General features: G+C 67.1%; 22 protein-coding genes. 8 read left to right on the top strand and 14 right to left on the bottom strand.

Annotated elements, in window-relative coordinates; translation table 11 throughout:
- Positions 1 to 50 precede the first annotated feature (50 nt).
- The 3 genes from B0W80_RS07115 (at position 51) to B0W80_RS07105 (ending at position 3,082) form a co-directional block, all read left to right on the top strand.
- Complete coding sequence (locus B0W80_RS07115) at positions 51 to 983, top strand: LysR family transcriptional regulator (protein WP_076998427.1); 933 nt, start codon at positions 51 to 53, stop codon at positions 981 to 983.
- Positions 984 to 1,237: 254 nt separating this feature from the next.
- The gene (locus tag B0W80_RS07110; protein ID WP_076998426.1) at positions 1,238 to 2,011 is read left to right on the top strand and encodes a glucose 1-dehydrogenase; all 774 of its coding nucleotides are present in this window, start codon (positions 1,238 to 1,240) and stop codon (positions 2,009 to 2,011) included.
- Positions 2,012 to 2,047: 36 nt separating this feature from the next.
- The gene (locus B0W80_RS07105; RefSeq protein ID WP_076998425.1) at positions 2,048 to 3,082 is read left to right on the top strand and encodes an L-idonate 5-dehydrogenase; all 1,035 of its coding nucleotides are present in this window, start codon (positions 2,048 to 2,050) and stop codon (positions 3,080 to 3,082) included.
- 72 nt (positions 3,083 to 3,154) lie between these two features.
- On the opposite strand, the gene ppa is transcribed toward B0W80_RS07105, so the two are convergent.
- Complete coding sequence (ppa, locus tag B0W80_RS07100) at positions 3,155 to 3,685, bottom strand: inorganic diphosphatase (RefSeq protein ID WP_076998424.1); 531 nt, start codon at positions 3,683 to 3,685, stop codon at positions 3,155 to 3,157.
- A gap of 235 nt (positions 3,686 to 3,920) precedes the next feature.
- Here ppa and B0W80_RS07095 point away from each other — a divergent pair, with 235 nt between their 5' ends.
- Positions 3,921 to 6,455, top strand: a complete 2,535-nt coding sequence (locus B0W80_RS07095) for a sodium-translocating pyrophosphatase (protein ID WP_076998423.1) — start codon at positions 3,921 to 3,923, stop codon at positions 6,453 to 6,455.
- 58 nt (positions 6,456 to 6,513) lie between these two features.
- Here B0W80_RS07095 and B0W80_RS07090 read toward each other — a convergent pair whose 3' ends face one another.
- The 7 genes from B0W80_RS07090 to B0W80_RS07060 form a co-directional block, all read right to left on the bottom strand.
- On the bottom strand, positions 6,514 to 7,083 hold the full coding sequence (locus tag B0W80_RS07090; RefSeq protein ID WP_076998422.1) for a hypothetical protein: 570 nt from the start codon (positions 7,081 to 7,083) through the stop codon (positions 6,514 to 6,516).
- A gap of 205 nt (positions 7,084 to 7,288) precedes the next feature.
- Positions 7,289 to 7,522, bottom strand: a complete 234-nt coding sequence (locus tag B0W80_RS07085; protein ID WP_076998421.1) for a hypothetical protein — start codon at positions 7,520 to 7,522, stop codon at positions 7,289 to 7,291.
- Entirely contained in the window at positions 7,509 to 7,862 is a 354-nt protein-coding gene (locus B0W80_RS07080; protein WP_179106849.1) for a hypothetical protein, read from the bottom strand. Before B0W80_RS07080 ends, B0W80_RS07085 begins: the two co-directional genes overlap by 14 nt.
- 28 nt (positions 7,863 to 7,890) lie before the next feature.
- Positions 7,891 to 8,784 (bottom strand): hypothetical protein, encoded by an 894-nt coding sequence (locus B0W80_RS07075; RefSeq protein ID WP_076998419.1) that lies wholly within the window; start codon positions 8,782 to 8,784, stop codon positions 7,891 to 7,893.
- Complete coding sequence (locus tag B0W80_RS07070; RefSeq protein ID WP_076998418.1) at positions 8,781 to 10,694, bottom strand: StlD/DarB family beta-ketosynthase; 1,914 nt, start codon at positions 10,692 to 10,694, stop codon at positions 8,781 to 8,783. The genes B0W80_RS07075 and B0W80_RS07070 overlap by 4 nt, the downstream gene beginning before the upstream one ends.
- A 3-nt stretch (positions 10,695 to 10,697) precedes the next feature.
- Positions 10,698 to 11,588, bottom strand: a complete 891-nt coding sequence (locus B0W80_RS07065) for a fatty acid desaturase (RefSeq protein ID WP_076998417.1) — start codon at positions 11,586 to 11,588, stop codon at positions 10,698 to 10,700.
- A 36-nt stretch (positions 11,589 to 11,624) separates the two neighbouring features.
- Entirely contained in the window at positions 11,625 to 13,199 is a 1,575-nt protein-coding gene (locus tag B0W80_RS07060; RefSeq protein WP_076998416.1) for a phospholipase D family protein, read from the bottom strand.
- Positions 13,200 to 13,314: 115 nt separating this feature from the next.
- Here B0W80_RS07060 and B0W80_RS07055 point away from each other — a divergent pair, with 115 nt between their 5' ends.
- Together B0W80_RS07055 and B0W80_RS07050 are read left to right on the top strand one after the other, a co-directional pair.
- On the top strand, positions 13,315 to 13,878 hold the full coding sequence (locus B0W80_RS07055) for a peroxiredoxin (RefSeq protein ID WP_076998415.1): 564 nt from the start codon (positions 13,315 to 13,317) through the stop codon (positions 13,876 to 13,878).
- Positions 13,879 to 13,926: 48 nt separating this feature from the next.
- The gene (locus tag B0W80_RS07050; protein WP_076998414.1) at positions 13,927 to 15,360 is read left to right on the top strand and encodes an aldehyde dehydrogenase family protein; all 1,434 of its coding nucleotides are present in this window, start codon (positions 13,927 to 13,929) and stop codon (positions 15,358 to 15,360) included.
- A gap of 18 nt (positions 15,361 to 15,378) precedes the next feature.
- Here the strand turns inward: B0W80_RS07050 and B0W80_RS07045 are convergent, their stop codons facing one another.
- Together B0W80_RS07045 and B0W80_RS07040 are read right to left on the bottom strand one after the other, a co-directional pair.
- Positions 15,379 to 15,582, bottom strand: a complete 204-nt coding sequence (locus tag B0W80_RS07045) for a hypothetical protein (protein ID WP_076998413.1) — start codon at positions 15,580 to 15,582, stop codon at positions 15,379 to 15,381.
- Positions 15,583 to 15,652: 70 nt separating this feature from the next.
- Positions 15,653 to 16,846, bottom strand: coding sequence for a cystathionine beta-lyase (locus B0W80_RS07040; protein WP_076998412.1), 1,194 nt, complete (start codon positions 16,844 to 16,846; stop codon positions 15,653 to 15,655).
- Between the two features lie 48 nt (positions 16,847 to 16,894).
- Between B0W80_RS07040 and B0W80_RS07035 the strand changes: the two genes are divergently transcribed.
- A complete protein-coding gene (locus B0W80_RS07035) occupies positions 16,895 to 17,806 on the top strand; it encodes an AraC family transcriptional regulator (RefSeq protein ID WP_076998411.1) in 912 nt (303 codons plus the stop codon).
- Entirely contained in the window at positions 17,793 to 18,245 is a 453-nt protein-coding gene (locus tag B0W80_RS07030; RefSeq protein WP_076998410.1) for a VOC family protein, read from the top strand. The genes B0W80_RS07035 and B0W80_RS07030 overlap by 14 nt, the downstream gene beginning before the upstream one ends.
- Positions 18,246 to 18,362: 117 nt before the next feature.
- Here B0W80_RS07030 and B0W80_RS07025 read toward each other — a convergent pair whose 3' ends face one another.
- The 4 genes from B0W80_RS07025 to B0W80_RS07010 form a co-directional block, all read right to left on the bottom strand.
- Positions 18,363 to 18,887: a phosphoribosyltransferase gene (locus tag B0W80_RS07025; RefSeq protein WP_076998409.1), complete on the bottom strand. Its 525-nt coding sequence runs from the start codon at positions 18,885 to 18,887 to the stop codon at positions 18,363 to 18,365.
- 31 nt (positions 18,888 to 18,918) lie between these two features.
- Entirely contained in the window at positions 18,919 to 20,250 is a 1,332-nt protein-coding gene (locus B0W80_RS07020; protein WP_076998408.1) for an adenylosuccinate synthase, read from the bottom strand.
- A 19-nt stretch (positions 20,251 to 20,269) separates the two neighbouring features.
- Positions 20,270 to 21,421, bottom strand: coding sequence for an ATP phosphoribosyltransferase regulatory subunit (locus tag B0W80_RS07015; RefSeq protein ID WP_076998407.1), 1,152 nt, complete (start codon positions 21,419 to 21,421; stop codon positions 20,270 to 20,272).
- 74 nt (positions 21,422 to 21,495) lie between these two features.
- Positions 21,496 to 21,684 (bottom strand): DUF2065 domain-containing protein, encoded by a 189-nt coding sequence (locus B0W80_RS07010; protein WP_076998406.1) that lies wholly within the window; start codon positions 21,682 to 21,684, stop codon positions 21,496 to 21,498.
- Positions 21,685 to 21,688 lie beyond the last annotated feature (4 nt).

Here is a 21,688-nt window from a genome sequence, read left to right as displayed (position 1 = left end):
CGTCCTGGCAGCCACCTTCGCGGGCCATCAGTTGTTCCGATAATGCACAGATGGCCGATCCCTCCCCCACCCCTGCGCTGACCCTCGAACTGCTCGACCTGTTCCTGGCGGTGCACGCCCGCGGCAGCATTTCGGCGGCTGCGCGCAGCCTGGGGCTGTCGCCCTCGTTGGCCAACCGCAGGCTGGCAGCCATGGAGCGCGCGCTCAAGACCACGCTCTTCCAGCGCACCACGCGCCGCATGCGGCTGACCGATGGCGGGCAGCTGTTGCTCGAGTGGGCGCAGCGAACGACCGACGGCTTCGCGGAAGTGTCGGAGTCGCTTGCCGGCCTGCGCGGCGAGGCCGCCGGGGCGCTGCGGATCGCGATTTCGGACCATGCGTCGGCCACTTTCCTCGCACCCTTCCTGCAGGAGTTCGCGCCGCGCTTTCCGCACATCCGCTTCATCATCGCCACGACGGACCGGCTGGTGAACCTGGTGGAGAACGGCTTCGACCTGGCCCTGCACACCGGCTTCGTGCCCGACTCGGGACTGATCGGCGTGAAACTGCATTCGGTGCGTCGCATCCTCTGCGCCGCGCCCGACTACCTGGCACGGCGCGGCGCACCGCGCACGCCCGCCGAATTGGCCGCGCACGACTGCCTCGCGCACGCACCGACCGAAGCGAGCACGTGGTTCTTCCAGCACGAAGGGCAACTGCTGCGGCAGGCCGTGGCGCCGCGCATCATCGTCGACAGCTACGTGACGCTCGCAGAACTCGCGAGGCGCGGCCTGGGGGTGGTGCGGGTCAGCCGCAACGTGGTGCGCGACGACCTGAAGTCGGGGCGGCTTCAACAGGTGCTGGAGGAGTACGAATGCGCCTACCCGGCGAGCGACGAGCCCGCGGTGTGGATGCTCTACCCCGACCGGCGCATGCCACGCCGCGCGCGGGTCTTCGTCGAAGAGTTCGGGCGCTACATGAAGGGGGCGCTGGCGCAGCACTAGGGCGTCGCGCCGGCTTCGCTGCGCGGGCCGAATCACTGTTCACTGTCCACTGCTCGCGGCTCGCGGCTCGCGGCTCGCGGCTCGCGGCTCGCATAAGCCTTTGCTATAGAGCCAGACCGATCTCGTCTTGGTGGCCGGCGCCGGCTTGCGTACCTTCGGGTCGCATCAGTGGAAGGTGCCGCGGATGCCGCCGCCAGCGCGATACTGCGGCGGCGCGGACACACCACATTCCAAACCTCGATGGAAACTCCGACTTGAACCCCGTCCTCAAAAGCTTCGACCTCACGGGGCGCACCGCGCTCGTCACCGGCTCCAGCGGCGGCATCGGCCTTGCGCTGGCACGCGGCCTGGCAGGCGCCGGCGCGCGCATCGTGCTCAATGCGCGCGGCAGCGACAAGCTCGAACAGGCGGCTGCCAAGCTGCGGCAGGAAGGCGCGACGGTCTTCACCGCCGTCTTCGACGTGACCAGCGGTGACGCCGTGGGCGCGGCGGTCGAACGCATCGAGGCGGAGATCGGCGCCATCGACATCCTCGTCAACAACGCCGGAATGCAGCGCCGCGCGCCGCTCGACCAGTTCGAGGAAGCGCAGTGGCACGAGCTGATGAAGACCAACGTCGACAGCGTGTTCCTGGTCGGCCAGGCGGTGGCGCGGCGCATGATTCCGCGCCAGCGCGGCAAGATCATCAACATATGTTCGGTGCAGAGCGAGCTGGGGCGGCCCGGCATCGCGCCCTACACCGCGAGCAAAGGCGCGGTGAAGATGCTGACCAAGGGCATGGCGATCGACTGGGGGCAGCACGGCATCCAGGTCAACGGCCTGGGGCCGGGCTACTTCAAGACCGAGCTGACCGATGCGCTGGTCAAGAACGCCGAGTTCACCTCGTGGCTGGTCGGCCGCACGCCCTCGCGGCGCTGGGGCGACGTGGAAGACCTGGTCGGCGCGGCGGTGTTCCTGGCGAGCGACGCGTCCAACTTCGTCAACGGCCACATCCTGTACGTGGACGGCGGCGTGACCGCGACGCTCTGATCGATCGGCACCCTCACTCATCAAGAAGCACACACCATGGAAGCACTCGTCATCCACGCGCCCGGCGACCTGCGGGTCGAAGACGTACCCACGCCCGAGATCGGCCCCGGCCAGCTGCGCGTGCGGGTACGCTGCGGCGGCATCTGCGGGTCGGACCTGCACTACTACCAGCACGGCGGCTTCGGCACCGTGCGCATCAAGGAGCCGATGGTGCTGGGCCATGAAGTGGCCGGCATCATCGAGGCGGTTGGCGACGGCGCTGGCGGCTTCGCGGCCGGCGAGCGCGTGGCCATCAGCCCGAGCCGGCCTTGCGGCCTGTGCCGCTACTGCCAGGAAGGGCTGCAGAACCACTGCCTGGACATGCGCTACTACGGCAGCGCCATGCGCACGCCGCACGTGCAGGGCGCCTTCCGGCAGGAGATCGTGGTGGAGCACTGGCAGGCGCATCGCCTAGCCGACAGCGTGAGCGACGGCGAGGGCTCGATGGCCGAGCCGCTGTCGGTGGCGCTGCATGCGGTGCGGCGCGCGGGGCCGCTGCTGGGCAAGAGCGTGCTGGTGACGGGCTGCGGGCCGATCGGTGCGCTGGCCATCATCGCGGCGCGGCGCGCGGGGGCGACGCACATCGTGGCGACCGACGTCGGTTCGCACACGCTGGGCAAGGCGCTCAAGGTAGGCGCCGACGAGGTCGTCAACGTGGCGGAGGAGCCGGACGGCCTGAAGCGCTTCACAGCCGACAAGGGGCATTTCGACGTGCTGTTCGAGGCCAGCGGCAACCAGCGCGCGCTGATCGGGGCCTTCGATGCGGTTCGTCCGCGCGGCATCATCGTGCAGCTCGGACTGGGCGGCGAGATGACGCTCCCCATCAACACCATCGTCGCGAAAGAATTCGACCTGCGCGGCGCGTTCCGCTTTCACGAGGAGTTCGCGGTGGCGGTGGCGCTGCTCAACAAGGGGCTGGTGGACGTGAAGCCGCTGATTTCGGCGACGCTGTCGTACCGCGATTCGGCCCGCGCGTTCGCCTTGGCGGCGGATCGGTCGCAGGCGATGAAGGTGTTGCTCAACTTCGATTGAGCGGGAGTGCGGGGGGCGTTGCCCTCACCCCAACCCTCTCCCAGAGGGAGAGGGAGAAGGAACAAGAACGGATCACCCCTTCTTGTAATTCGCGATGCCGTCCAGGATTTCCTTCTTCGCGGCATCGAGCCCTTCCCAACCGAGCACCTTGACCCACTTGCCCTGCTCCAGGTCCTTGTAGTGCTCGAAAAAGTGCGTCACGGCCTTCAGGCGCATCGGGTTGACGTCTTCCACCTTCTTCCAGTGGCTGTAGATGGGCAGCACCTTGTCGGTGGGCACGGCCAGCACCTTGCCGTCGACGCCCGCCTCGTCTTCCATCATGAGGATGCCCAGCGGCCGGCAGGGCACCACCACGCCAGGCACCAGCGCCCACGGCGTGATGACCAGCACGTCGACCGGGTCGCCGTCGCCCGACAGCGTCTGCGGCACGTAGCCGTAGTTGGTCGGGTAGTGCATGGCGGTCGTCATGAAGCGGTCGACGAAGATCGCGCCGGACTCCTTGTCGACCTCGTACTTGATCGGGTCGGCATTCATCGGGATCTCGATGACGACGTTGAAAGCATCGGGGGCGTCTTTGCCGGGGGAAACTTTGCCGAGGGACATAGGAGCGATCTGTAGTGGATAAGTGTTATCGGGATGGGGACTAACCCGAAGTTTACTTTCGGTGTCATCGCACGGTCGCACACAACTTCACATTTGCCTGTAAATTGCCAGCGTTGGCCAATCGGCCCCGGCCTTCGCAGGCATCGGGGCTTCGAGGAAGCAACGCGGCGAAGGCATCGACCCCGTACGCGTTGCGCACAGGCTGCTGTCTTCGTCTCCGCCAGTCAACGAACGAATGGAGAAGCAAGGCATGGGCAACACCCCTCTGGTCCTCGCCATCGTCTGCGGCCTCGTGGCCGTGGTCTATGGGTTCTGGGCCCGCAGTTGGATTCTTTCGAAAGACCCGGGCAACGCCCGAATGCAGGAGATCGCGGCGGCCATCCAGACCGGTGCGGCCGCCTACCTGGCCAAGCAGTACCGCACCATCGCCATCGTCGGCATCGTGCTGGCGATATTGATCGGGCTCTTTCTCGACGTGACCACCGCCGTCGGCTTCGTGGTCGGTGCGGTGCTCTCGGGCGCCTGCGGCTTCATCGGCATGAACGTCTCGGTGCGCGCCAACGTGCGCACCGCGCAGGCCGCCACGCAAGGCATCGGGCCGGCCCTCGACGTCGCCTTCCGCGGCGGTGCCATCACCGGCATGCTGGTGGTCGGGCTGGGCCTGCTGGGCGTCACCGTGTTCTATTGGGTCCTGGTCGGCAACGGGCAGCTCACGCCCGACGTCAAGCTGGCCACCCTGCTCAATCCGCTGATCGGCTTCGCCTTCGGTTCGTCGCTGATCTCGATCTTCGCGCGGCTGGGCGGCGGCATCTTCACCAAGGGCGCCGACGTGGGCGCCGACCTGGTGGGCAAGGTGGAAGCCGGCATTCCGGAAGATGATCCGCGCAACCCCGCGGTGATCGCCGACAACGTGGGCGACAACGTCGGCGACTGCGCCGGCATGGCGGCCGACCTGTTCGAGACCTACGCGGTCACGCTGATCGCCACCATGGTGCTGGGCGCGCTGATGGTGACTGCGGCGCCGGTCAATGCGGTGCTGTATCCGCTGGCGCTGGGCGGCGTGTCGATCGTCGCGTCGATCATCGGCTGCTTCTTCGTGCGGGCCTCGCCGGGCATGGTCAACGTGATGCCGGCGCTCTACAAGGGGTTGGCGGTGGCGGGCATCCTGTCGCTGATCGCCTTCTGGTTCGTCACGCAGTGGATCATTCCGGACAACGCGATCGCGGCCTCGGGCAGCCAGCTGAAGCTCTTCGGCGCCTGCTTCGTGGGGCTGGCACTGACGGCGGCGCTGGTGTGGATCACCGAGTTCTATACGGGCACGCAGTACTCGCCGGTGCGCCACATCGCGCAGGCCTCGACCACCGGCCACGGCACCAACATCATCGCGGGCCTGGGCGTGTCGATGCGTTCGACGGCCTGGCCGGTGATCTTCGTCTGCATCGCGATCCTGGCGTCGTACATGCTGGCGGGTCTCTACGGCATCGCGGTGGCGGCCATGGCGATGCTGAGCATGGCCGGCATCGTGGTGGCGCTGGACGCCTACGGGCCCATCACCGACAACGCCGGCGGCATCGCCGAGATGTCGGAGCTGCCGGCCAGCGTGCGCGACATCACCGATCCGCTGGACGCGGTGGGCAACACCACCAAGGCGGTGACCAAGGGCTACGCGATCGGCTCCGCAGGCCTGGCTTCGCTGGTGCTGTTCGCCGACTACACGCACAAGCTCGAGACCTATGGGCAAGCCATCAGCTTCAACCTGAGCGAGCCGATGGTGATCGTGGGCCTGTTCATCGGCGGCCTGATTCCCTACCTTTTCGGCGCCATGGCCATGGAGGCCGTGGGCCGCGCCGCCGGCTCGGTGGTGGAGGAAGTGCGGCGCCAGTTCCGCGAGATCCCCGGCATCATGGAAGGCACGGCCAAGCCCGAATACGGGCGCGCCGTGAGCATGCTGACCGGCGCTGCGATCAAGGAAATGATGATCCCCAGCCTGCTGCCGGTGGTGGTGCCGATCCTGATCGGCCTGCTGCTGGGGCCGAAGGCTCTGGGCGGCTTGTTGATGGGCACCATCGTGACGGGCCTGTTCGTCGCGATCTCGATGTGTACGGGCGGCGGCGCCTGGGACAACGCCAAGAAGTACATCGAAGACGGGCACCACGGCGGCAAGGGCTCCGAGGCGCACAAGGCCGCGGTCACGGGCGACACGGTCGGTGATCCGTACAAGGACACGGCAGGCCCAGCGGTGAATCCGTTGATCAAGATCATCAACATCGTGGCGCTGCTCATCGTGCCGCTGGTGGTCAAGTTCCATCCCGGCGACGCTGCCGCGATGGCGCCGCCGACGGCCGCGCCTGCGCCCGTGGTCGCGCCTGCTACGGCGCCCGCACCGGCCGCCGCGCCTGCGGCTGCCGCGCCTGCGGCTGCCGCGGCGCCGGCGGGCGACACGGCTGCGTCGATCAAGACGGAGAACGGCGTGGTGAAGTTCTACTTCGCCTCCGCGAGTGCGGATGTCCCGCCCGGCGCGAGCGCCGCGCTGGCCGACATCGTGAAGGCCGCCCAGGGCGGCGGCCGCGTGCTGGTGAGCGGCTTCCACGACGCGACGGGCGACCCTGAAAAGAACGCCGAGTTGGCCAAGCAGCGCGCGATGACCGTGGGCGCCGCGCTCAAGATGGCCGGCGTGCCGGATGACAAGGTGGAACTGGCCAAGCCGGCGCAGACGCAGGCCGATGGACCGCCGGCCGAGGCGCGGCGCGTCGAGGTCAAGGTCCAGTAGAGAAAAAGCGGCGCCGGCGGCCCATGCGCCGCGGCGCCGGCTTCACTTCACCAGCTCATCAGTTCAGGCTGGCGTTGTGCGTTGGCAATGCGCCCGGCTCGGTGCGCAGCGGCACGCCCTGTAGCGTGTCGAAATCGGACGGCCCTTCGGGCACCCGCGACTCCGCGATTTCATGGAGCGAGGCCACCCAGCGGCCGGCTGCGGAGTTGGCGGGCTCGTCGTTGGTGAAGATGCCGTCGCGGATGAAGAAGGTCTCGCCGGCCGGCCTTTCGGCGTGGAGTTCGATGAGCCGCGCGATCGGGAAGGTGTAGGTGACCAGCTTTTCCTTCGACTGGCGATCCTTGCCGCCGCAGTTGAAGAAGCCTTCCGCAGCGATGACGATGCAAGAGCCGTCGACCTGCGCGGGCTCGTCGCCGCCCAGGCGCCAGACCGCCGTGGGGAGCCGAACCCGCACCTTGTCGATCACCAGGTCACGCTGCCGGTTCAGGGCATTGAGGGGCGGCACCAACGAACGCAACTGCCGAAGACGCTCGGCGAAGTTGTCGTCCATGATGAATTCGACGTGGTGCGTGGAGCCGCCGGAGCGCTTCACGACCTGCATCACGACATGGCGAGGCGGCCGGCTCATCGGACCCGCTTTCCAGTCTGATGAGCGCGCATCAACAAAAAACAGCGAAAGGTTTTAAGCGAACGCATTGGAAAACCACAGAATTAGAACCAAAGTATTGAAGCAAAGATTTGCTTCAATTGTTTCCAACTGTAGGACTATTCTGGCGTTTTTGGTAGACCCTTTACAGAACCAAATCGAATTGGTCGGCTACGTCGTCAAACTGTCACGAAGGCGTCTCTTCGTCCAGCGCTTTGCAGGACGGCGCGCACACGGTTTGTGACTTTCCCAGGATCTGGCGGGTGCGCATCTGCGAGCGAACTCGGTGCTTGCCGCACAGAAAACAGGACATGGTCGCCCCGCTGAACGAAGCCGACGCCCGGAAGGGCGATCCGGAAGCCTTGGCCTTGTAGCGCAGGCCGTCGGCAACGATAGCGGTCTTGGTTTCAGCCTTGGCCATGAGCAGTGTCCGGTTCGGCACGATGCTTGGCGCGATCGATGGCGGCCTTGGCCGCCAGCTCGGCGGCGAGCGAGGCATCCAGGCCCGACCGGCAAAGGCCGGCGTGCTGATAGTTCATGCTTTCGTACACCTCGGCGGCGGCGGGATAGGCATCCAGCAGCTGGCCGAGCCCGTCGCCGGGGGCGACGTCGCGGAATTCATCCACCAGGTGCATCACGACCGAACGGTACTGCTCGGGGCCCACTGGCACGGGGCTGTGCTCGAGCCGTTCGAGAAGTTGGGCGAGGACGTGCGTCACCGCCAAGTCGGTCTTTTGCGCCGGAGTGTGGGTAGCGTTCATGGGTTCCATCTGGGGCGGCAAGCCGCGATTACAAGGGAGCGACGGTGGCGGCAGCGCCCCGTGCGGCATGGAATTTGACCAGCAGAGCATGCAGCATTTCGGTCGAAAGGCCATGAATGACCAGACGGTGCCCCGCTCGCAGCGTGGACATCGGCACCATCGGGTGCTTGTTGTTGACCAGGATCAGGTGCTCGCGCGCGTCCAGCAGAGTCGCCGCGTAGATGCCGATCGTCTCGTCCAGCTGCAGCGAATTGGCGGCTCGCCAGAAGTCGTTGTCGGTCAACATCAGCTGGTAGAGAGGCGTGAACAGTTCGATCGCGCTCTGCAGGTCGAGGATGTTCAGCCGCCCGCGCGGCATGTCGGCGAGGTGCACGGGCGGCTCCGAAATCATCGAGAAATCGACCGTCTGCGCCTTGCACAGCTCAACCCCCTTCGCACGCAGTGCCTGGTTGAGCCGGATCACGAAGTTGAACAGGTTGAGGTCGTGCTTCAGGAACATGTCGTCCCGCAGCGCGTCGATGTCGGCCGGCTCCAGCGGCGACGTCTCGACTCGCGCGGGCGAATTGGTGCCGATGAAGGCCAGCACCTGCGAGCCGAGGTGAAAGTGCCGAAGGATGAGCCAGTTGGCCTCCGGCGAGACGAAGCGCTTGAGCCCCCACGCCAGCAGGCGGTGCAGCATCCCCGAATGCGCCCAGTTGCGCGGCACGAACACCTTGCAGACCTGGAACAGCACGATCGCCAGGCGCGCCAGCGGACGCAAAAATGGCAGCAGGTACTGCCGCGATGCCGAGCTCGAGTCGGCCAGCCAGGCCTCCTTGACCGGATCGGGCAAGGGCGTGCTCTGGTCGAGGTACAGCGCGAGCCACGGGTTCGGGTCGCGCGGGTCGTGCTCGCGCGCCAGGAAATCGGGCATCGGCTTCATGCGCGCCCCGGCGGCCGGGTGACGTGCTCGAACTGCATGAGGTACAGCGCCGCGGTGTTGCGGGCCGTGTCGACGATGCGTCGCGCCGCCCCGCCCTCGTCGTCCAGATCCATCACCATCTCGACCGCAGCCAGCCAGCGCTCGAGGTGGTTCTCGTCGTTGTGCCCGTGGTATTCGAGGAAGCGGAACACCTCCGGCGACAGAGGCAGCCCGGCCTTGATCAACGGCAGCAGCGCCGGCACGATGCGCTGCCCGGTGCCCTCGATGATGTAGATCGCGCCCAGCAGGCCGATGGGATTGGGCCGCGCGGCCAGGCCGTGCAGGTAGGCGTTGAGCGCCTCGCCACCCGGGTTGCGGCGCAGGGTGTCGATGTCGGCGACGCTTCCGCCGGCCTTGCGGTAGTCGTCGAAGAGGATCATGAAGTCGTTCTGTTCCTCGCCCGCATGCACGCCGATCAGCGCGGCCAGCGCCTCGTAAGGTGCGGCCAGCGAAGCAGCGCCCTCGCGCATCCACTTGCTGCCCTCGCGCACCTGCGGAATCCAGTTCTCCATCCAGTTCAGGTAGTCGGGCGCCTTGAACCGGCGCTCGCGGATCTGCCGAACCAGCGGTGTACGCCAGACACGCGAGCGGTAGTCGTGCCAGATGGATGCCAGCTCCGTCAGTAGCGCCTGCAGGCGCTCGGGCGCTGCGGCCGGGTCGTGCGGCGCCGCGATGGCATCCGCCTCGGCTTCGAGTGGCGCAGACACGGCCGGGACCACCACCGCCGATGCGTCGGCACCAGATTCTTCCGCCTCGAACAGAAGGTAGCCGGCAGTGAAACGCCCCGATTCGGGCACGTAGCAGAAGATCTGCTCACCCGGCTTCAAGCTCCGGCCCTGCAGGAACTCGGCCAGCATGATCATGATCGAGGCCGCCCCCGTGTTGCCGCGCCAGGCCAGGTTGCTCCACCAGCGCTCGCGCGGAATGGCAAGCCCCGCCTTCTGCATGAGCCCGTCGACCACCGGAATGAATTTTTCGGACGAGTAGTGACACAGAAAATGGTCGACCCGCGCCGGGTCGAGCCAGCCGTCGCGCACCAACCCCGCGTATTCATGGATGCCCACGTCGAACAGGTGCGGCAACAACCGGATGTCCTGCCGCAGCGACAGCGCGCCTGCGGCCTCGGCCTCGCCCCAGGAGTCGAAGTCGAAGTGGCCGCGTGAGCGGTCCTCGGTCAGGCCCAGCTGCATGCACACCGGATAGTCGCCCGAGAAGGAGCGGTGATGAATCCACTTCAAGCGCAGCCGCACGCCCGCCTGGCCTCCCAACGCCGGCGTGCCGCCCGACAACAGCAGCGCCCCGGCGCCATCCGACAGCATCCAGCGCAGGAAGTGCGCATCGAAGTCGCAGTCGTAGCCGCGCGCGGCGAAGCGCGAGCGCTTGAAGATGCGCGATGGCATTTCGCTGGCGACGGCCAGCGCCGTGCGGTGCGCGCCCAGCTCGATGCCCTGCGCGGCCGCCTGGATGGCGCCCACGCTGGCCGCGCACACGCCCTGCACGGAGATGGTTTCCATCGGCGGTGCCGCCAGTTCGCCCTGGATCATGTTGGCGAAGCCCGGCATCACCGCATCGCCGCCCGACGAGCCACTGGCCAGCATCGAGACCCGCGAGATCTCGGCCGCGCCTCGCTGCAGGCAATGCCGGATCGCGTTTGCGGCCATCTGCGCATTGCTGTGGACCGTGCGGCCTTCGGCGTCGATGCCATAGTGGCGCTGGCGGATGCCGTTCTCGGCCAGGATGCGCCGCTTGATGCGCTCCGACATGCGATTGATCGGCGCGATGTATGCATCCATCTCGTCGTTGGACACGGGCTCGCCGGGCATGAAGAAGCCGGCACTTTCAAGATAGACGCGCTGGAATGGAACAGGCATGGATCAGGACCGTGGAAGAGAACCGGGAGGCATCAGCGAACGGGTGCGAAATCGCGGCAGCAACGCGCCCAGCAGGAAGACGCGCGCCATGTAGGCGAGCAGGCCGCCTTCGTTCAACGACGGATGCACGCGCGCCCGGTAGCGCTCGCGATGCAGCCGCATCAATTCGGACCAGTGCGCCTTCGAGTTCTCGTGGTGGGCCGTGTGCAGGCCGATGTTGAAGAGCAGCGGGTTGACCAGGCCCTCGAAGTTGCGAGCGTAGGCCAGCGGGCCGTCCTTGGCGCCCGTGCGTCCGTCCGCATGCGCATGCTGCAGGTAGTTGGTGGCCAGCAGCCAGTGCAGCCCATGCAACTGAGGCAGGATCACGAACACCAGCGCGCGGCGCCAGTCGATGGCCAGCAACAGCGCCCAGCTGCCCAGCCACAGCGCGTACTGCGCCATGCAGTAACGCCAGGCGCCCGGCCAATGGCGGCGCAGATGCTTCAGCCAGCCGATGAAGATCGGATAGAGCACCGCCGCCGCCTGCAGCGGATGCAACAGGTAGCCCAGCAGATGGTTGGTGTCGCCGCCGAATCGGTAGGTGCGCGCGGCGTCTCGCGGCCCGTGCCGAAAGCGGTGGTGGTTGGCCACGTGCGCCGGCCAGAACACGAAGGTCGGATGCCCCTGCAGCAGCGTCAGCCAGGCGTCGGTGAAACGGTTGGCCCAGCGGCCGTGCCACATGCGCAGGTGCGCATGGTTGTGGTGGATCACGCCGGTGCCGAGGGTCAAGAAAAGCATGGCGCCGTACAGCAGCCAATGAAAGCCGTGCACCCACTGCCACGCCGCCAGCACCGGCAGCAGCACCATGTACGCCAGGCTCTGCCAGTCGCGCCAATGACGCAGCCGCGGCAGCATCGACGAATGGACAAGCGAGGACGCCACTTGCGCAGGCTACAACAACATTTCCGGCACGATCGGTGCGATCAGCCTGTTGTAGAAGCGTTGGAAGAAGGTCGCTTCCGGTTCGGAGGTGAGCACCATTTCCTTCTCGCCATCGGTGGTCAGCCATTCGAGCTGGCCGCTGTCCTTGGCCAGGCGCAGGCGATAGGAGTTTTGCACCCGGCTCACGTTGATGACCCGCAGCATCTCGCGCGCCAGTTGCGGGCTGTCGATCAGCAGGCCCATCTCGGTGTTCTGCGTGGCCGAGCGCGGGTCGAGGTTGGCCGAGCCGATCATGATGCGCGACCGGTCGATGGCAGCCGTCTTGGCATGCAGGCGCCCGAGCGAGCTGCCGAAGGAGCCGAAGCGCTTGCTGGCCATGGTGCGCTCGGGGCTCAGCTCGTAGAGGTCGGCGCCGGTCTTGAGCAAGCGCAGGCGGTAGCGCACGTAGCCCGTGTGAACCAGCGGCTCGTCGTTGGCGGCCAGCGAATTGGTGAGCAGCACCAGCTTGATCTTGCGCCTGCCCAGTTCCTCGAACGCGGCCATGCCCTGCTCGCCCGGGACCAGGTAGGGCGAGGTCATCTGCACCTCTTGCTTGGCCTCGAGCAGGTTGGTCCAGATGCGCATGGTCACACTGGTGGCCAGGGCCTGCTCGGCCGTCATGGTGGTGGGCTTGGTGGGCGGGTCTGCCACTGCGTTGGCCGTGCCCCACAGCAGACCCATGCGCCCGGCGTCCAGCTCTTCGCTGATCGGCCCGTAACCGAGGATGTCGACCGGCGGCAGGATGATCTGGGGCGGCGGCGCGGCCATGCCGATCCACGCGTCGAATTCGGCGGTGCCGGGATTCGTGCCGCCCTGGCCGTGCACGATGTCCTCGATGGGCCAGACCTGCTCGCTGTTCCAGTACGTGTCGAAGATGGTTTCGAGCCGCGGCACCACCTTGCCCACCACCACCGCGTCCATGTCGATGAAGTTCTGCGCTTCGCTGAGCACGAAGTACTCGTCGGCGATGTTGCGGCCGCCGACCACCGCCATCACGCCGTCGGCGATGAACAGCTTGTTGTGCATCCGGTGGTTCAGGCGGTAGATCTCTTGCGGCGAGGCGGCGAAACGCGACAGGAAGCCGTCGCGGCCGCAGCAGAAGGGATTGAAGAGCCGGACTTCCACGTTCGGCGTGCGCGACAGCGCCAGCAGCAGGTATTGGCTCTTGGCGGTGTACAGGTCGTCGACGATGACCCGCACCTTGACGCCACGCGCGGCGGCTTCGCGCAGCGAGCGCATCAGCAGCCGGCCGACGGCATCGTTCTCGAGCTGGTAGTACTGCACCACCAGCGAACGCTCGGCCCGCTTCGCCAGCTGGATGCGCGCGTCCAACGAGTACACGCCCAGCGGCATCAGGCGAAAGCCGGAGTGCTCGTCAGGCGGCGTGGAGGCGGCCACCACCTTGGCCAGGGTGGTCGACGGATCGACCGCCGCGGCGTTCGTGACCGGCCGCTCCTTGGCCGGCGGCAGCGAGCCGCAGGCGCCGAGAACTGCGGCCAAAACGCATGGCAGCGCGGCGCGCAACAAACGAACCCAAGCATTCATGATCGATCCTCTCTTTTGTTATTCCCGATACGCCGGAGGGCACCCGACGGTTTCATGCTGGCCCTACGGCGTCCCGGTTCTAGAATTTCGCGATGCCTCTTCCCGGAGTTACACCATGACCCGTCGGATTCTCGCGCGTCTCACCGCGCTCTCGTTCCTTTCGATCCTTCCGGTGGTTTTTTCACCTGCCTTGGCCGCGCTGGACATCGGCGACCCCGTCCCGAAGTTCACCGCCACCGCGGCGCTCGACGGCAAGACCTTCAGCTATTCGCTGGCCGATGCGCTGAAGAAGGGCCCGGTGGTGGTGTACTTCTTCCCCGCAGCCGGCACCCAGGACTGCAACATCGAGGCGCATGCCTTCGCCGAGGCGATGGCCGCCTTCGAGGCGGTCGGCGCCAGCGTGATCGGCGTCTCGGCCGACGACATCGACACGCTGAAGGACTTCTCGGTCAAGCAGTGCCAGAGCAAGTTTCCGGTCGCCTCCGACCAGGCCAAGACGGTGATCGAGGGCTTCGACGCCGTCATGCAGACCCGCCCGGATTTCGCCAACCGCCTGTCGTACGTGGTGTCGCCCAACGGCACGGTCGCCTACTACTACCAGAACCTCAACCCGGACAAGCACGTGGAGCGCATGCTCAACGCGGTCAAGGCCCTGCCGAAGCCAGGCGCTAGTCGTTAAAGGGCGCTCGGCAGCGGCGGCCTGGCGCTTCGCGCACAATTTCGGCCCATGCAGCTCCACTACATCGCCAACGAGGGCGTGCCCTCCTCTTCCGGCCGCACCCTCCCCGTTCTCGACCCTTCGGACGGCCAGGCCTTCGACGAAATCCAGCGCGGCACTTCGGCCGACATCGACGCCGCTGTGCGCGCCGCGCGCGACTGCTTCGAGACGACGTGGGAGAAGCAGAGCGCAGCCGACCGCGGCCGGCTGCTCTACAAGCTCTCGCAGAAGATCGCCGAGCACACCGACGAACTCGCCCTGCTCGAACAACGCGATTGCGGCAAGCCTGTGAAGCAGGCCCGTGCCGACGCGCTGGCGCTGGTGCGCTACTTCGAGTTCTATGCCGGTGCCTGCGACAAGCTGCACGGCGAGACCATTCCCTACCAGGACGGGTACAGCGTCTTCACCTGGCGCGAGCCGCATGGCGTCACGGGGCACATCATCCCGTGGAACTACCCGATGCAGATCTTCGGCCGCAGCGTCGGCGGTGCGCTGGCCGCGGGCAATGTCTGCGTCGTCAAGCCTTCCGAAGATGCCTGCCTGTCGCTGATCCGCGTGGCGCAACTGGCGGCCGAGGTGGGCTTTCCGCCCGGTGCGATCAACATCGTGACGGGTTACGGCCACGAAGTGGGCGACGCGCTCGCGCGACACCCCGGCATCGACCACATCAGCTTCACCGGCAGCCCGAAGGTGGGCACGCTGATCCAGCAGGTGGCGGCCGAGCGGCATTGTCCTGTCACGCTGGAACTGGGCGGCAAGAGCCCGCAGATCATCTTCGCGGATGCCGACCTCGGCGCCGCCATTCCGGTGCTGATCAACGCGATCGTGCAGAACGCGGGCCAGACCTGCTCGGCCGGCTCGCGCGTTCTGGTCGAGCGTGAAATCTACGAACTGCTGATGGAGCGCCTGGGACAGGCCTTCACGGCGCTGCGCGTGGGGCCGGCGGCCATGGACCTCGACGCGGGCCCCCTGATCCGCCAGACGCAGCAGCAGCGCGTGTGGGACTTTCTATCGGACGCGCAGCACGCCGGCATCCCGATGGTGGCGCAGGGCACGGTGGTCGACGATGCGCCGCAAACAGGCTTCTACCAGGCGCCGACGCTGTTGCGCGACGTGCCGGTGACGCATCGCCTGGCGCAGGAAGAAGTGTTCGGGCCGGTGCTGGCCGCGATGAGCTTTCGGGACGAGGACGAAGCGGTGGCGCTGGCCAATGCGACGCAGTTCGGTTTGGTCGCCGGCATCTGGACACAGAACGGTGGCCGCCAGTTCCGCATGGCCAAGCGGGTGAGGAGCGGCCAAGTCTTCATCAACAACTACGGTGCCGGCGGCGGTGTCGAGCTTCCGTTCGGCGGTGTGAAGTCGTCGGGCTACGGGCGCGAGAAGGGGTTCGAGGCCCTGTACGGATTCACCACCCTCAAGACCGTGGCAGTGCGCCACGGCTGAGGATCGTCTTCACTGTCGCTAGCCGTCCTTGGTCGGCTGGGCCGGGATGGTCGGCGGGTCGTGCTCCAGCGAAGCAACATCGGTTTCGGGATCTCCCTGCGCGAGGCCCGGGCTGCTCGGATTCAGCTTGCGGGCGGCTTTCTCTCGCGCCTTGTCTTCCTTCTTCTTCTTCTTGGCCAACTCCTTCTGACGTTTCTCGTAGCCGTAGTTCGGTGTTGCCACGCGTCTTCTCCTTCCTGAAAGGCAGTCCCGGTGACTGCGACTGCCCAATGTAAGCGATAACCGAGCCCGTTCAGAGCACCGCGAGCGCTTGTTCGAGGTCGGCCCGCAGATCGTCCACGTCCTCCAGACCGATCGAGAAGCGCACCAGCGTGCCCTTGTGGGGCCAGTGCGAAACGTTCGGTTCGCGCATCAGGCCGATGTCGTAGGGCACGACCAGGCTGATGGGGCCGCCCCATGAATAGCCGAGGCGGAACAGGCGCAGGCCGTCGCAGAAGCGGTCGACCTGCTCTGCGCTGTAGCGGTCGTCGAAGACCACCGAGAACAGGCCGGCCGCCATGTCTCGCGCGCCGCACAGCCGCAGCCAGTTCGCATGGCCGGGCGAACTCTCCAATGCGGGGTGCAGCACCTGTGCGATCTCCGCGCGATCGGCCAGCCAGCGGGCCAGTTCGCGGGCGGCGTTGTCGTGCGCCTGGTAGCGCAGGCCGATGCTGGGCAGCGAACGCAGCAGGGTCTCGACGTCGCCGACGCCAACGCCGTAGCCCATGCGCATGTGGCTGAGCTTGAGGGCGCGGTGCAGGCGATCGTCGCGCGTGACCACGCTGCCCATGAGCACGTCGCCGCCACCGCTCGGGTACTTGGTCAGCGCGTGGACCGAGATGTCGACGCCCTCCCCGCTGCCGTTGAAATCGAAGGGCGCGAAGGCCAGGCCGGCGCCCCAGGTGTTGTCGAGCGCGGTGATCACGTTGCGTGCGCGGCACGCGGCCACCAGGGCGGGCAGGTCCGGGAATTCCATGGTCACCGAACCGGGGGCCTCGACCCAGACGAGCCTGGTGCGCTCCGACAGCTTGGCCGCAAGGTCGGCCGGATTCATCGGGTCGTAGAGCCGGTGCGTGATGCCGAAGTTGGCCAGCTCGCCGCTGCACAGCGCCTTGTTCGGGCCGTAGGCGTTGTCGGGCACCAGCACTTCGTCGCCGGTCTTCAGGAACGCGAAGGCCACCAGCGCGATGGCCGCCAGGCCGCTGGGCACCAGCAGGCATTCGGCGCCGCCTTCGAGACTGGCCAGCCGCTCTTCCAGCGTGAAGGTGGTGGGCGTGCCGTGCAGGCCGTAGGTGTAGCCGGCCTTGGTTTTCCAGTCGCGCGCGCGCATGGCGGCGACGTCGGCGAAGAAGACGGTGGAAGCCTTGTAGACGCCCGGCTGGGGCGCGGCAAAACGGGACGGCGGTACGTAGGGATGGTGGATCAGTTCGGTGATGGGCTTCGGCATGGTGTGATGCTAGTCGACGCCGCTCGTCGAGCGGCCCACAATGCCCGCATGCTGCTGACGCGCGATCCCTGCCCACGGCTGCGCCCCTTCGTGCGCTCGGTGTGGGTGTCGGTGCCCGACGCAGCCGGCCGTGCCACGCGCTCACCGCGCGAACACGTGCTGCCCACCGGTGACATGCATCTGGTCCTGCGGCTGTCGGGCCCGCCGCTGCGGCTGTTTACAAGCCCGGCGGACACCGCGGGCCACACGGTCGGCCATGCGATCGTGGGCGGTGCGCGCTCGGTCTTCTATGCACGCGACGTCTCGGTGCCGACCCGCTCCGTCGGTGCGCAGTTGCGGCCAGGCGCGGCCTTGGCGCTGCTCGGACTGCCGGCCGATGCGCTGGCCGGCCAGCACACGCCGCTGGACGCGCTTTGGGGCGATGCGGCCGTGCAAGGGGCGCTGCAGCGGGTTCACGACGCCATTGGCCCCAAGGCGCAGCTGTCGGTCTTCGAGACGTTGCTGGCCGAGCGCCTTGCGCCGCAGCCGCGGGCCATGCATCCTGCCGTCGCGCAGGCCTTGGCGGGCCTGGGCGGCGGCCTGCCGGTCCGGGCGCTGGTGGAAGCCAGTGGCTACAGCCACCGCCGCTTCATCACGCTGTTCCGCGAGGCGACGGGGCTTGCGCCCAAAGAATGGCAACGCGTGCGCAGACTGCAGCGGCTGATGTCGGACGAACCGGCCCGGCCGGAACGGCGTTGGGTCGCGCTGGCACTGGAGGCCGGGTACAGCGACCAGTCGCATTTCAACCGCGACTTCCTCGAGATCGCAGGCATGACGCCCCAGGCCTACCGCCGTGCCGCGCCCGATGCGCCCAATCACGTGCGGGCCGACTTCAATTTCTTGCAAGACCGGGGGCGAACGCGAGACCAAAATGGCCGCCGATCTTCCACTTCGACAGGAGCCTCCGATGGTCATTCATGAGTTGTTCGCCTACCTGTGCGTCGACGACACCGCCAAAGCAATCGACTGGTATGGCGACGTGTTCGGCGCCACCGAGAAGTTCAGGTTGACCGAGCCTTCCGGCCGCATCGGCCACGCGGAACTGGCCTTCGGCGGCACCACGCTGATGCTGTCCGACGAGTTCCCTGAATACGGCATCCGCGGTGCCGCGACCATCGGTGCGACCTCGGTCACCATCCACCTGCACGTCGACGACGCCGATGCGCTCGTCGAGCGCGCCGTGAACGCCGGCGCCGCGCTCGAGATCGCGGTGCAGGACCAGTTCTACGGCGAGCGCTCGGGCTCCTTCAAGGATCCGTTCGGCCACCGCTGGAACGTGGGCCACAGCATCGAGGAGCTGTCGCCCGAGGAAATGCAGCGGCGCTACACGGAGCTCATGAAGTCGGAATCGGCGCAGTAACAAAACCGCCCGCTGCGACAGCCGCCGCCGCCGGGCCGCCCCAAGGCGGCTGCGCCTCCCCCTCGGGGGGTGGAGTTACACGAAGCGAAGCGCAGTGAAAGGCCGGGGGGCCGTATTTCAGACCGACCACTTCTCGAGCAGCTTCTCGGCGCCGAGCGAGTCGTAGCCCTCGAAGGGCTGGTGAATCCACGGATTGGTGGGCAGGTACTCGACCGAGTAGTCCGGCGTGAAGGTCGACAGCGCCTTGGTCCAGATCACGGCGCTGCGCAGCTCGGTGATCGGCTTGTAGTTGCTCTTGAGCATCTCCACCACCGCGTGAAGGGTGTGGCCAGAGTCGGCCAGATCGTCCACCAGGAGCACCCGGCCCGCGATCTCGCCCTTGGGCGTGGTGATGTAGCGCGCGATGTCCAGGTGGCCCTGGATCGTGCCCGCGTCGGCGCGGTACGAGCTGGTCGACATGATCGCCAGCGGCTTGTCGAAGATGCGCGACAGCACGTCGCCGGGGCGCATGCCGCCGCGCGCCAGGCACAGGATGGTGTCGAACGCCCAGCCCGACTGATGCACCTTGATCGCGAGCTTCTCGATCAGGTTGTGGTACTCGTCGTAGCTCACGTACAGGTGTTTGCCGTCTTCGGTCAGCATGGAAAAGCTTCTCCTGGTGGTGGTCGTTCGGTCAATCGGCGAGGTAGGGGTGGCGCATCATGATCGTGTGATCGCGATCAGGGCTGGTCGACACCATGTGGATCGGCACGCCCGTCACCTGCTCGATGCGCTGCAGGTAGAGCCGCGCATTGATCGGCAGCTTGTCGTAGTGGGAGATGCCGACGGTGCTGTCGCTCCAGCCCTCGAGCGTTTCGTAGACGGGCTTGCAGCGCGCGATCTCGTCGGCGCCCAGCGGCAGGATGTCGGTGTACTCGCCGTCGAGCTCGTAGCCGGTGCACAGCTGAAGCTCCTTCAGGCCGTCCAGCACGTCGAGCTTGGTGATGCACAGGCCGGACAGCCCGTTGACCTGGGCCGAACGCTTGAGCAGCGCGGCATCGAACCACCCGCAGCGGCGGCTGCGGCCGGTGGTCACGCCCTTCTCGGCGCCCACCGTGCTCAGGTGGTAGCCGACGGTGCCGGGCTTGTCCCAGTCGAGCTCGGTCGGGAAAGGCCCGCCGCCGACGCGCGTGCAATACGCCTTGGTGATGCCCAGGATGTAGTGCAGCATGCCCGGCCCCACACCCGCCCCGGCCGCGGCATTGCCGGCCACGCAGTTGCTCGACGTGACGTAGGGATAGGTGCCATGGTCGACGTCGAGCAGCGTGCCTTGCGCGCCTTCGAAGAGCAGGTTGGCGCCGGCGCGATGGGCATCGTTGAGCTCGCGCGATACGTCCGCCATCATGGGCTTGAGCAGTTCGGCGTGGCGCATGGCCTCGTCGTAGACCGCGTCGAATTCGATGGCCGGCGCATTGAGCACCTGCGTCAGCACGTGGTTGTGCAGGTCGAGCAGCACGCGCAGCTTGTCGGCGAAGCGCTCGGGGTGCTTCAGGTCCTGCACGCGCAGCGCACGGCGCGCGATCTTGTCTTCGTAGGCCGGGCCGATGCCGCGGCCGGTGGTGCCGATTTTCTCGATGCCACCTTTTTCGCGATAGGCCTCGCGCGCGATGTCCAGCGCCGCGTGAAAAGGCAGGATGAGCGGGCAGGCCTCGCTGATGCGCAGGCGCGAACGCACCTCGACGCCGGCTTTCTCGAGCCCCTCGATCTCCTCGAACAGTTTGCCGGCCGACAGCACGACACCGTTGCCGATGTAGCACTTGACGCCCGGCCGCATGATGCCGCTGGGGATCAGGTGCAGCGCGGTCTTCACGCCGTTGATGACCAGCGTGTGGCCCGCGTTGTGGCCGCCCTGGAAGCGCACCACGCCCTGCGCGCTCTCGGTCAGCCAGTCGACCAGTTTGCCCTTGCCTTCGTCGCCCCATTGGGTGCCGACGACGACGACGTTTCGTCCGGTGGTAACGCTCATGATTTCCGCTCTCGAAGATTCAGATGGATTGGACCTTCCATTGCCCTGCCTGCTCGATCAGCTCGCGGTCGCAATGGAATTCGTCGATCTCGCTCTCGTGGCCCGGCAACACGCAGACCACGGTCTCGCCCTGGCCGCGCAGCGCCGCGATGGATTGGCCCAGGCCCGGGGCGTCGCTCCAGGGCGCACGAATGGCCGCCCGCAAGGGCCGCGCGGGCAGCACGCCCACGAGCTCGCGCACGTCGAGGCTGAAGCCGACGGCCGGGCGGTTGCGGCCGAACACGGCCCCGACCTCGTCGTATCGCCCGCCGCGCACCAGCGCATCGCTGGCGCCTTCGGTGTAGATGCCGAAGCGCATGCCGCTGTAGTAGGCATAGCCGCGCAGGTCGGCCAGGTCGAAGCTCAGGCGTGCGCCTTCGAGGCGGCCGGCCAGCTGCCTGAGATCGCTCAATGCCTGGCGCATGGTCGCGGTGTCGGGCAGCACCCGCGCCGCTTCGTCCAGCACCGCGGCGTCGCCGTACAGACTCGGCAGCGCCAGCAGGCCCTCGCGCGCGACGGCGGGGAAATCCTTGGTGATGTCGCTCAAGGCGCTGGCGTCCTTCGCGGCCAACGCGGCATGAACGCGGGCGATGGTGGCGGCGTCGACCGGCACGCCGGCGAACAGCGCGCGCACGATGCGCGCATCGGCCAGGTCGACGATGACAGGATGCTTCACGCCAGCCGCGCGAAGGCAGTCGAGCGCGAGGCGAAGTACCTCGGTGTCTGCTTCCAGGCCGGCATGGCCGTAGATTTCGGCGCCGAACTGCAGCGGCTCGCGCGTGGCGTGGGGACGGTCGGGCCGGGTATGGAGCACGGGGCCGCAGTAGCAGAGCCTTGCGACGCCGCGGCGGTTGAGCAGGTGGGCATCGATGCGCGCGACCTGGGGCGTGGTGTCGGCACGCAGGCCCATGCTGCGGCCAGAGAGCTGGTCCACCAGCTTGAAGGTTTGCAGGTCCAGCGCCTCGCCAGTGCCGGACAGAAGCGATTCGAGGTGCTCCAGCAGCGGCGGCATGACAAGCTCGCAACCATAACCACGGGCGGTGTCGAGCAGCTGGCGTCGAAGTTCTTCGATGTGACGCGCCTCGGAGGGCAGCACATCGGCAATGTGATCCGGGAGGACCCAGGCAGACATGGGGAATCGGGGGCGTGGTTAAACCAGGATTCTACCGGGCCACCGACACGCGGCCGCGCTCGCGATGCACGGCCCTATGCCAGAACCCAGAGCAGGAAGAGGCCCAGCAGGATGCTGCACAGGCCGAAGAAGCGCAGCTGCCCATCGCGCAGTTGCATGAGCTGGCCGAAGCCGCGCCGCCAGCCGCCCGGTGACACGAAGGGCAGTATTCCTTCGATCACCAGCACGAGCGCCAGTGCGCTCCAGAAGATCTCCCCGCTCACAAGT

Source organism: Variovorax sp. KK3, from assembly GCF_001984055.1.
In the GTDB taxonomy this organism is placed as follows: domain Bacteria; phylum Pseudomonadota; class Gammaproteobacteria; order Burkholderiales; family Burkholderiaceae_C; genus Variovorax.
Note: the sequence above shows the minus strand (reverse complement) of the source record. Positions and strands in the feature narration are given on the sequence as shown.

Excerpts from the sequence above, each read along its gene's own strand:
- B0W80_RS07115 (WP_076998427.1), top strand. The coding sequence starts at position 51 with ATGGCCGATCCCTCCCCCACCCCTGCGCTGACCCTCGAACTGCTCGAC.
- B0W80_RS07105 (WP_076998425.1), top strand. The coding sequence starts at position 2,048 with ATGGAAGCACTCGTCATCCACGCGCCCGGCGACCTGCGGGTCGAAGAC.
- ppa (WP_076998424.1), bottom strand. The coding sequence starts at position 3,685 with ATGTCCCTCGGCAAAGTTTCCCCCGGCAAAGACGCCCCCGATGCTTTC.
- B0W80_RS07095 (WP_076998423.1), top strand. The coding sequence starts at position 3,921 with ATGGAGAAGCAAGGCATGGGCAACACCCCTCTGGTCCTCGCCATCGTC.
- B0W80_RS07090 (WP_076998422.1), bottom strand. The coding sequence starts at position 7,083 with ATGAGCCGGCCGCCTCGCCATGTCGTGATGCAGGTCGTGAAGCGCTCC.
- B0W80_RS07085 (WP_076998421.1), bottom strand. The coding sequence starts at position 7,522 with ATGGCCAAGGCTGAAACCAAGACCGCTATCGTTGCCGACGGCCTGCGC.
- B0W80_RS07080 (WP_179106849.1), bottom strand. The coding sequence starts at position 7,862 with ATGAACGCTACCCACACTCCGGCGCAAAAGACCGACTTGGCGGTGACG.
- B0W80_RS07075 (WP_076998419.1), bottom strand. The coding sequence starts at position 8,784 with ATGAAGCCGATGCCCGATTTCCTGGCGCGCGAGCACGACCCGCGCGAC.
- B0W80_RS07070 (WP_076998418.1), bottom strand. The coding sequence starts at position 10,694 with ATGCCTGTTCCATTCCAGCGCGTCTATCTTGAAAGTGCCGGCTTCTTC.
- B0W80_RS07065 (WP_076998417.1), bottom strand. The coding sequence starts at position 11,588 with ATGCTGCCGCGGCTGCGTCATTGGCGCGACTGGCAGAGCCTGGCGTAC.
- B0W80_RS07060 (WP_076998416.1), bottom strand. The coding sequence starts at position 13,199 with ATGAATGCTTGGGTTCGTTTGTTGCGCGCCGCGCTGCCATGCGTTTTG.
- B0W80_RS07055 (WP_076998415.1), top strand. The coding sequence starts at position 13,315 with ATGACCCGTCGGATTCTCGCGCGTCTCACCGCGCTCTCGTTCCTTTCG.
- B0W80_RS07050 (WP_076998414.1), top strand. The coding sequence starts at position 13,927 with ATGCAGCTCCACTACATCGCCAACGAGGGCGTGCCCTCCTCTTCCGGC.
- B0W80_RS07040 (WP_076998412.1), bottom strand. The coding sequence starts at position 16,846 with ATGCCGAAGCCCATCACCGAACTGATCCACCATCCCTACGTACCGCCG.
- B0W80_RS07035 (WP_076998411.1), top strand. The coding sequence starts at position 16,895 with ATGCTGCTGACGCGCGATCCCTGCCCACGGCTGCGCCCCTTCGTGCGC.
- B0W80_RS07030 (WP_076998410.1), top strand. The coding sequence starts at position 17,793 with ATGGTCATTCATGAGTTGTTCGCCTACCTGTGCGTCGACGACACCGCC.
- B0W80_RS07025 (WP_076998409.1), bottom strand. The coding sequence starts at position 18,887 with ATGCTGACCGAAGACGGCAAACACCTGTACGTGAGCTACGACGAGTAC.
- B0W80_RS07020 (WP_076998408.1), bottom strand. The coding sequence starts at position 20,250 with ATGAGCGTTACCACCGGACGAAACGTCGTCGTCGTCGGCACCCAATGG.
- B0W80_RS07015 (WP_076998407.1), bottom strand. The coding sequence starts at position 21,421 with ATGTCTGCCTGGGTCCTCCCGGATCACATTGCCGATGTGCTGCCCTCC.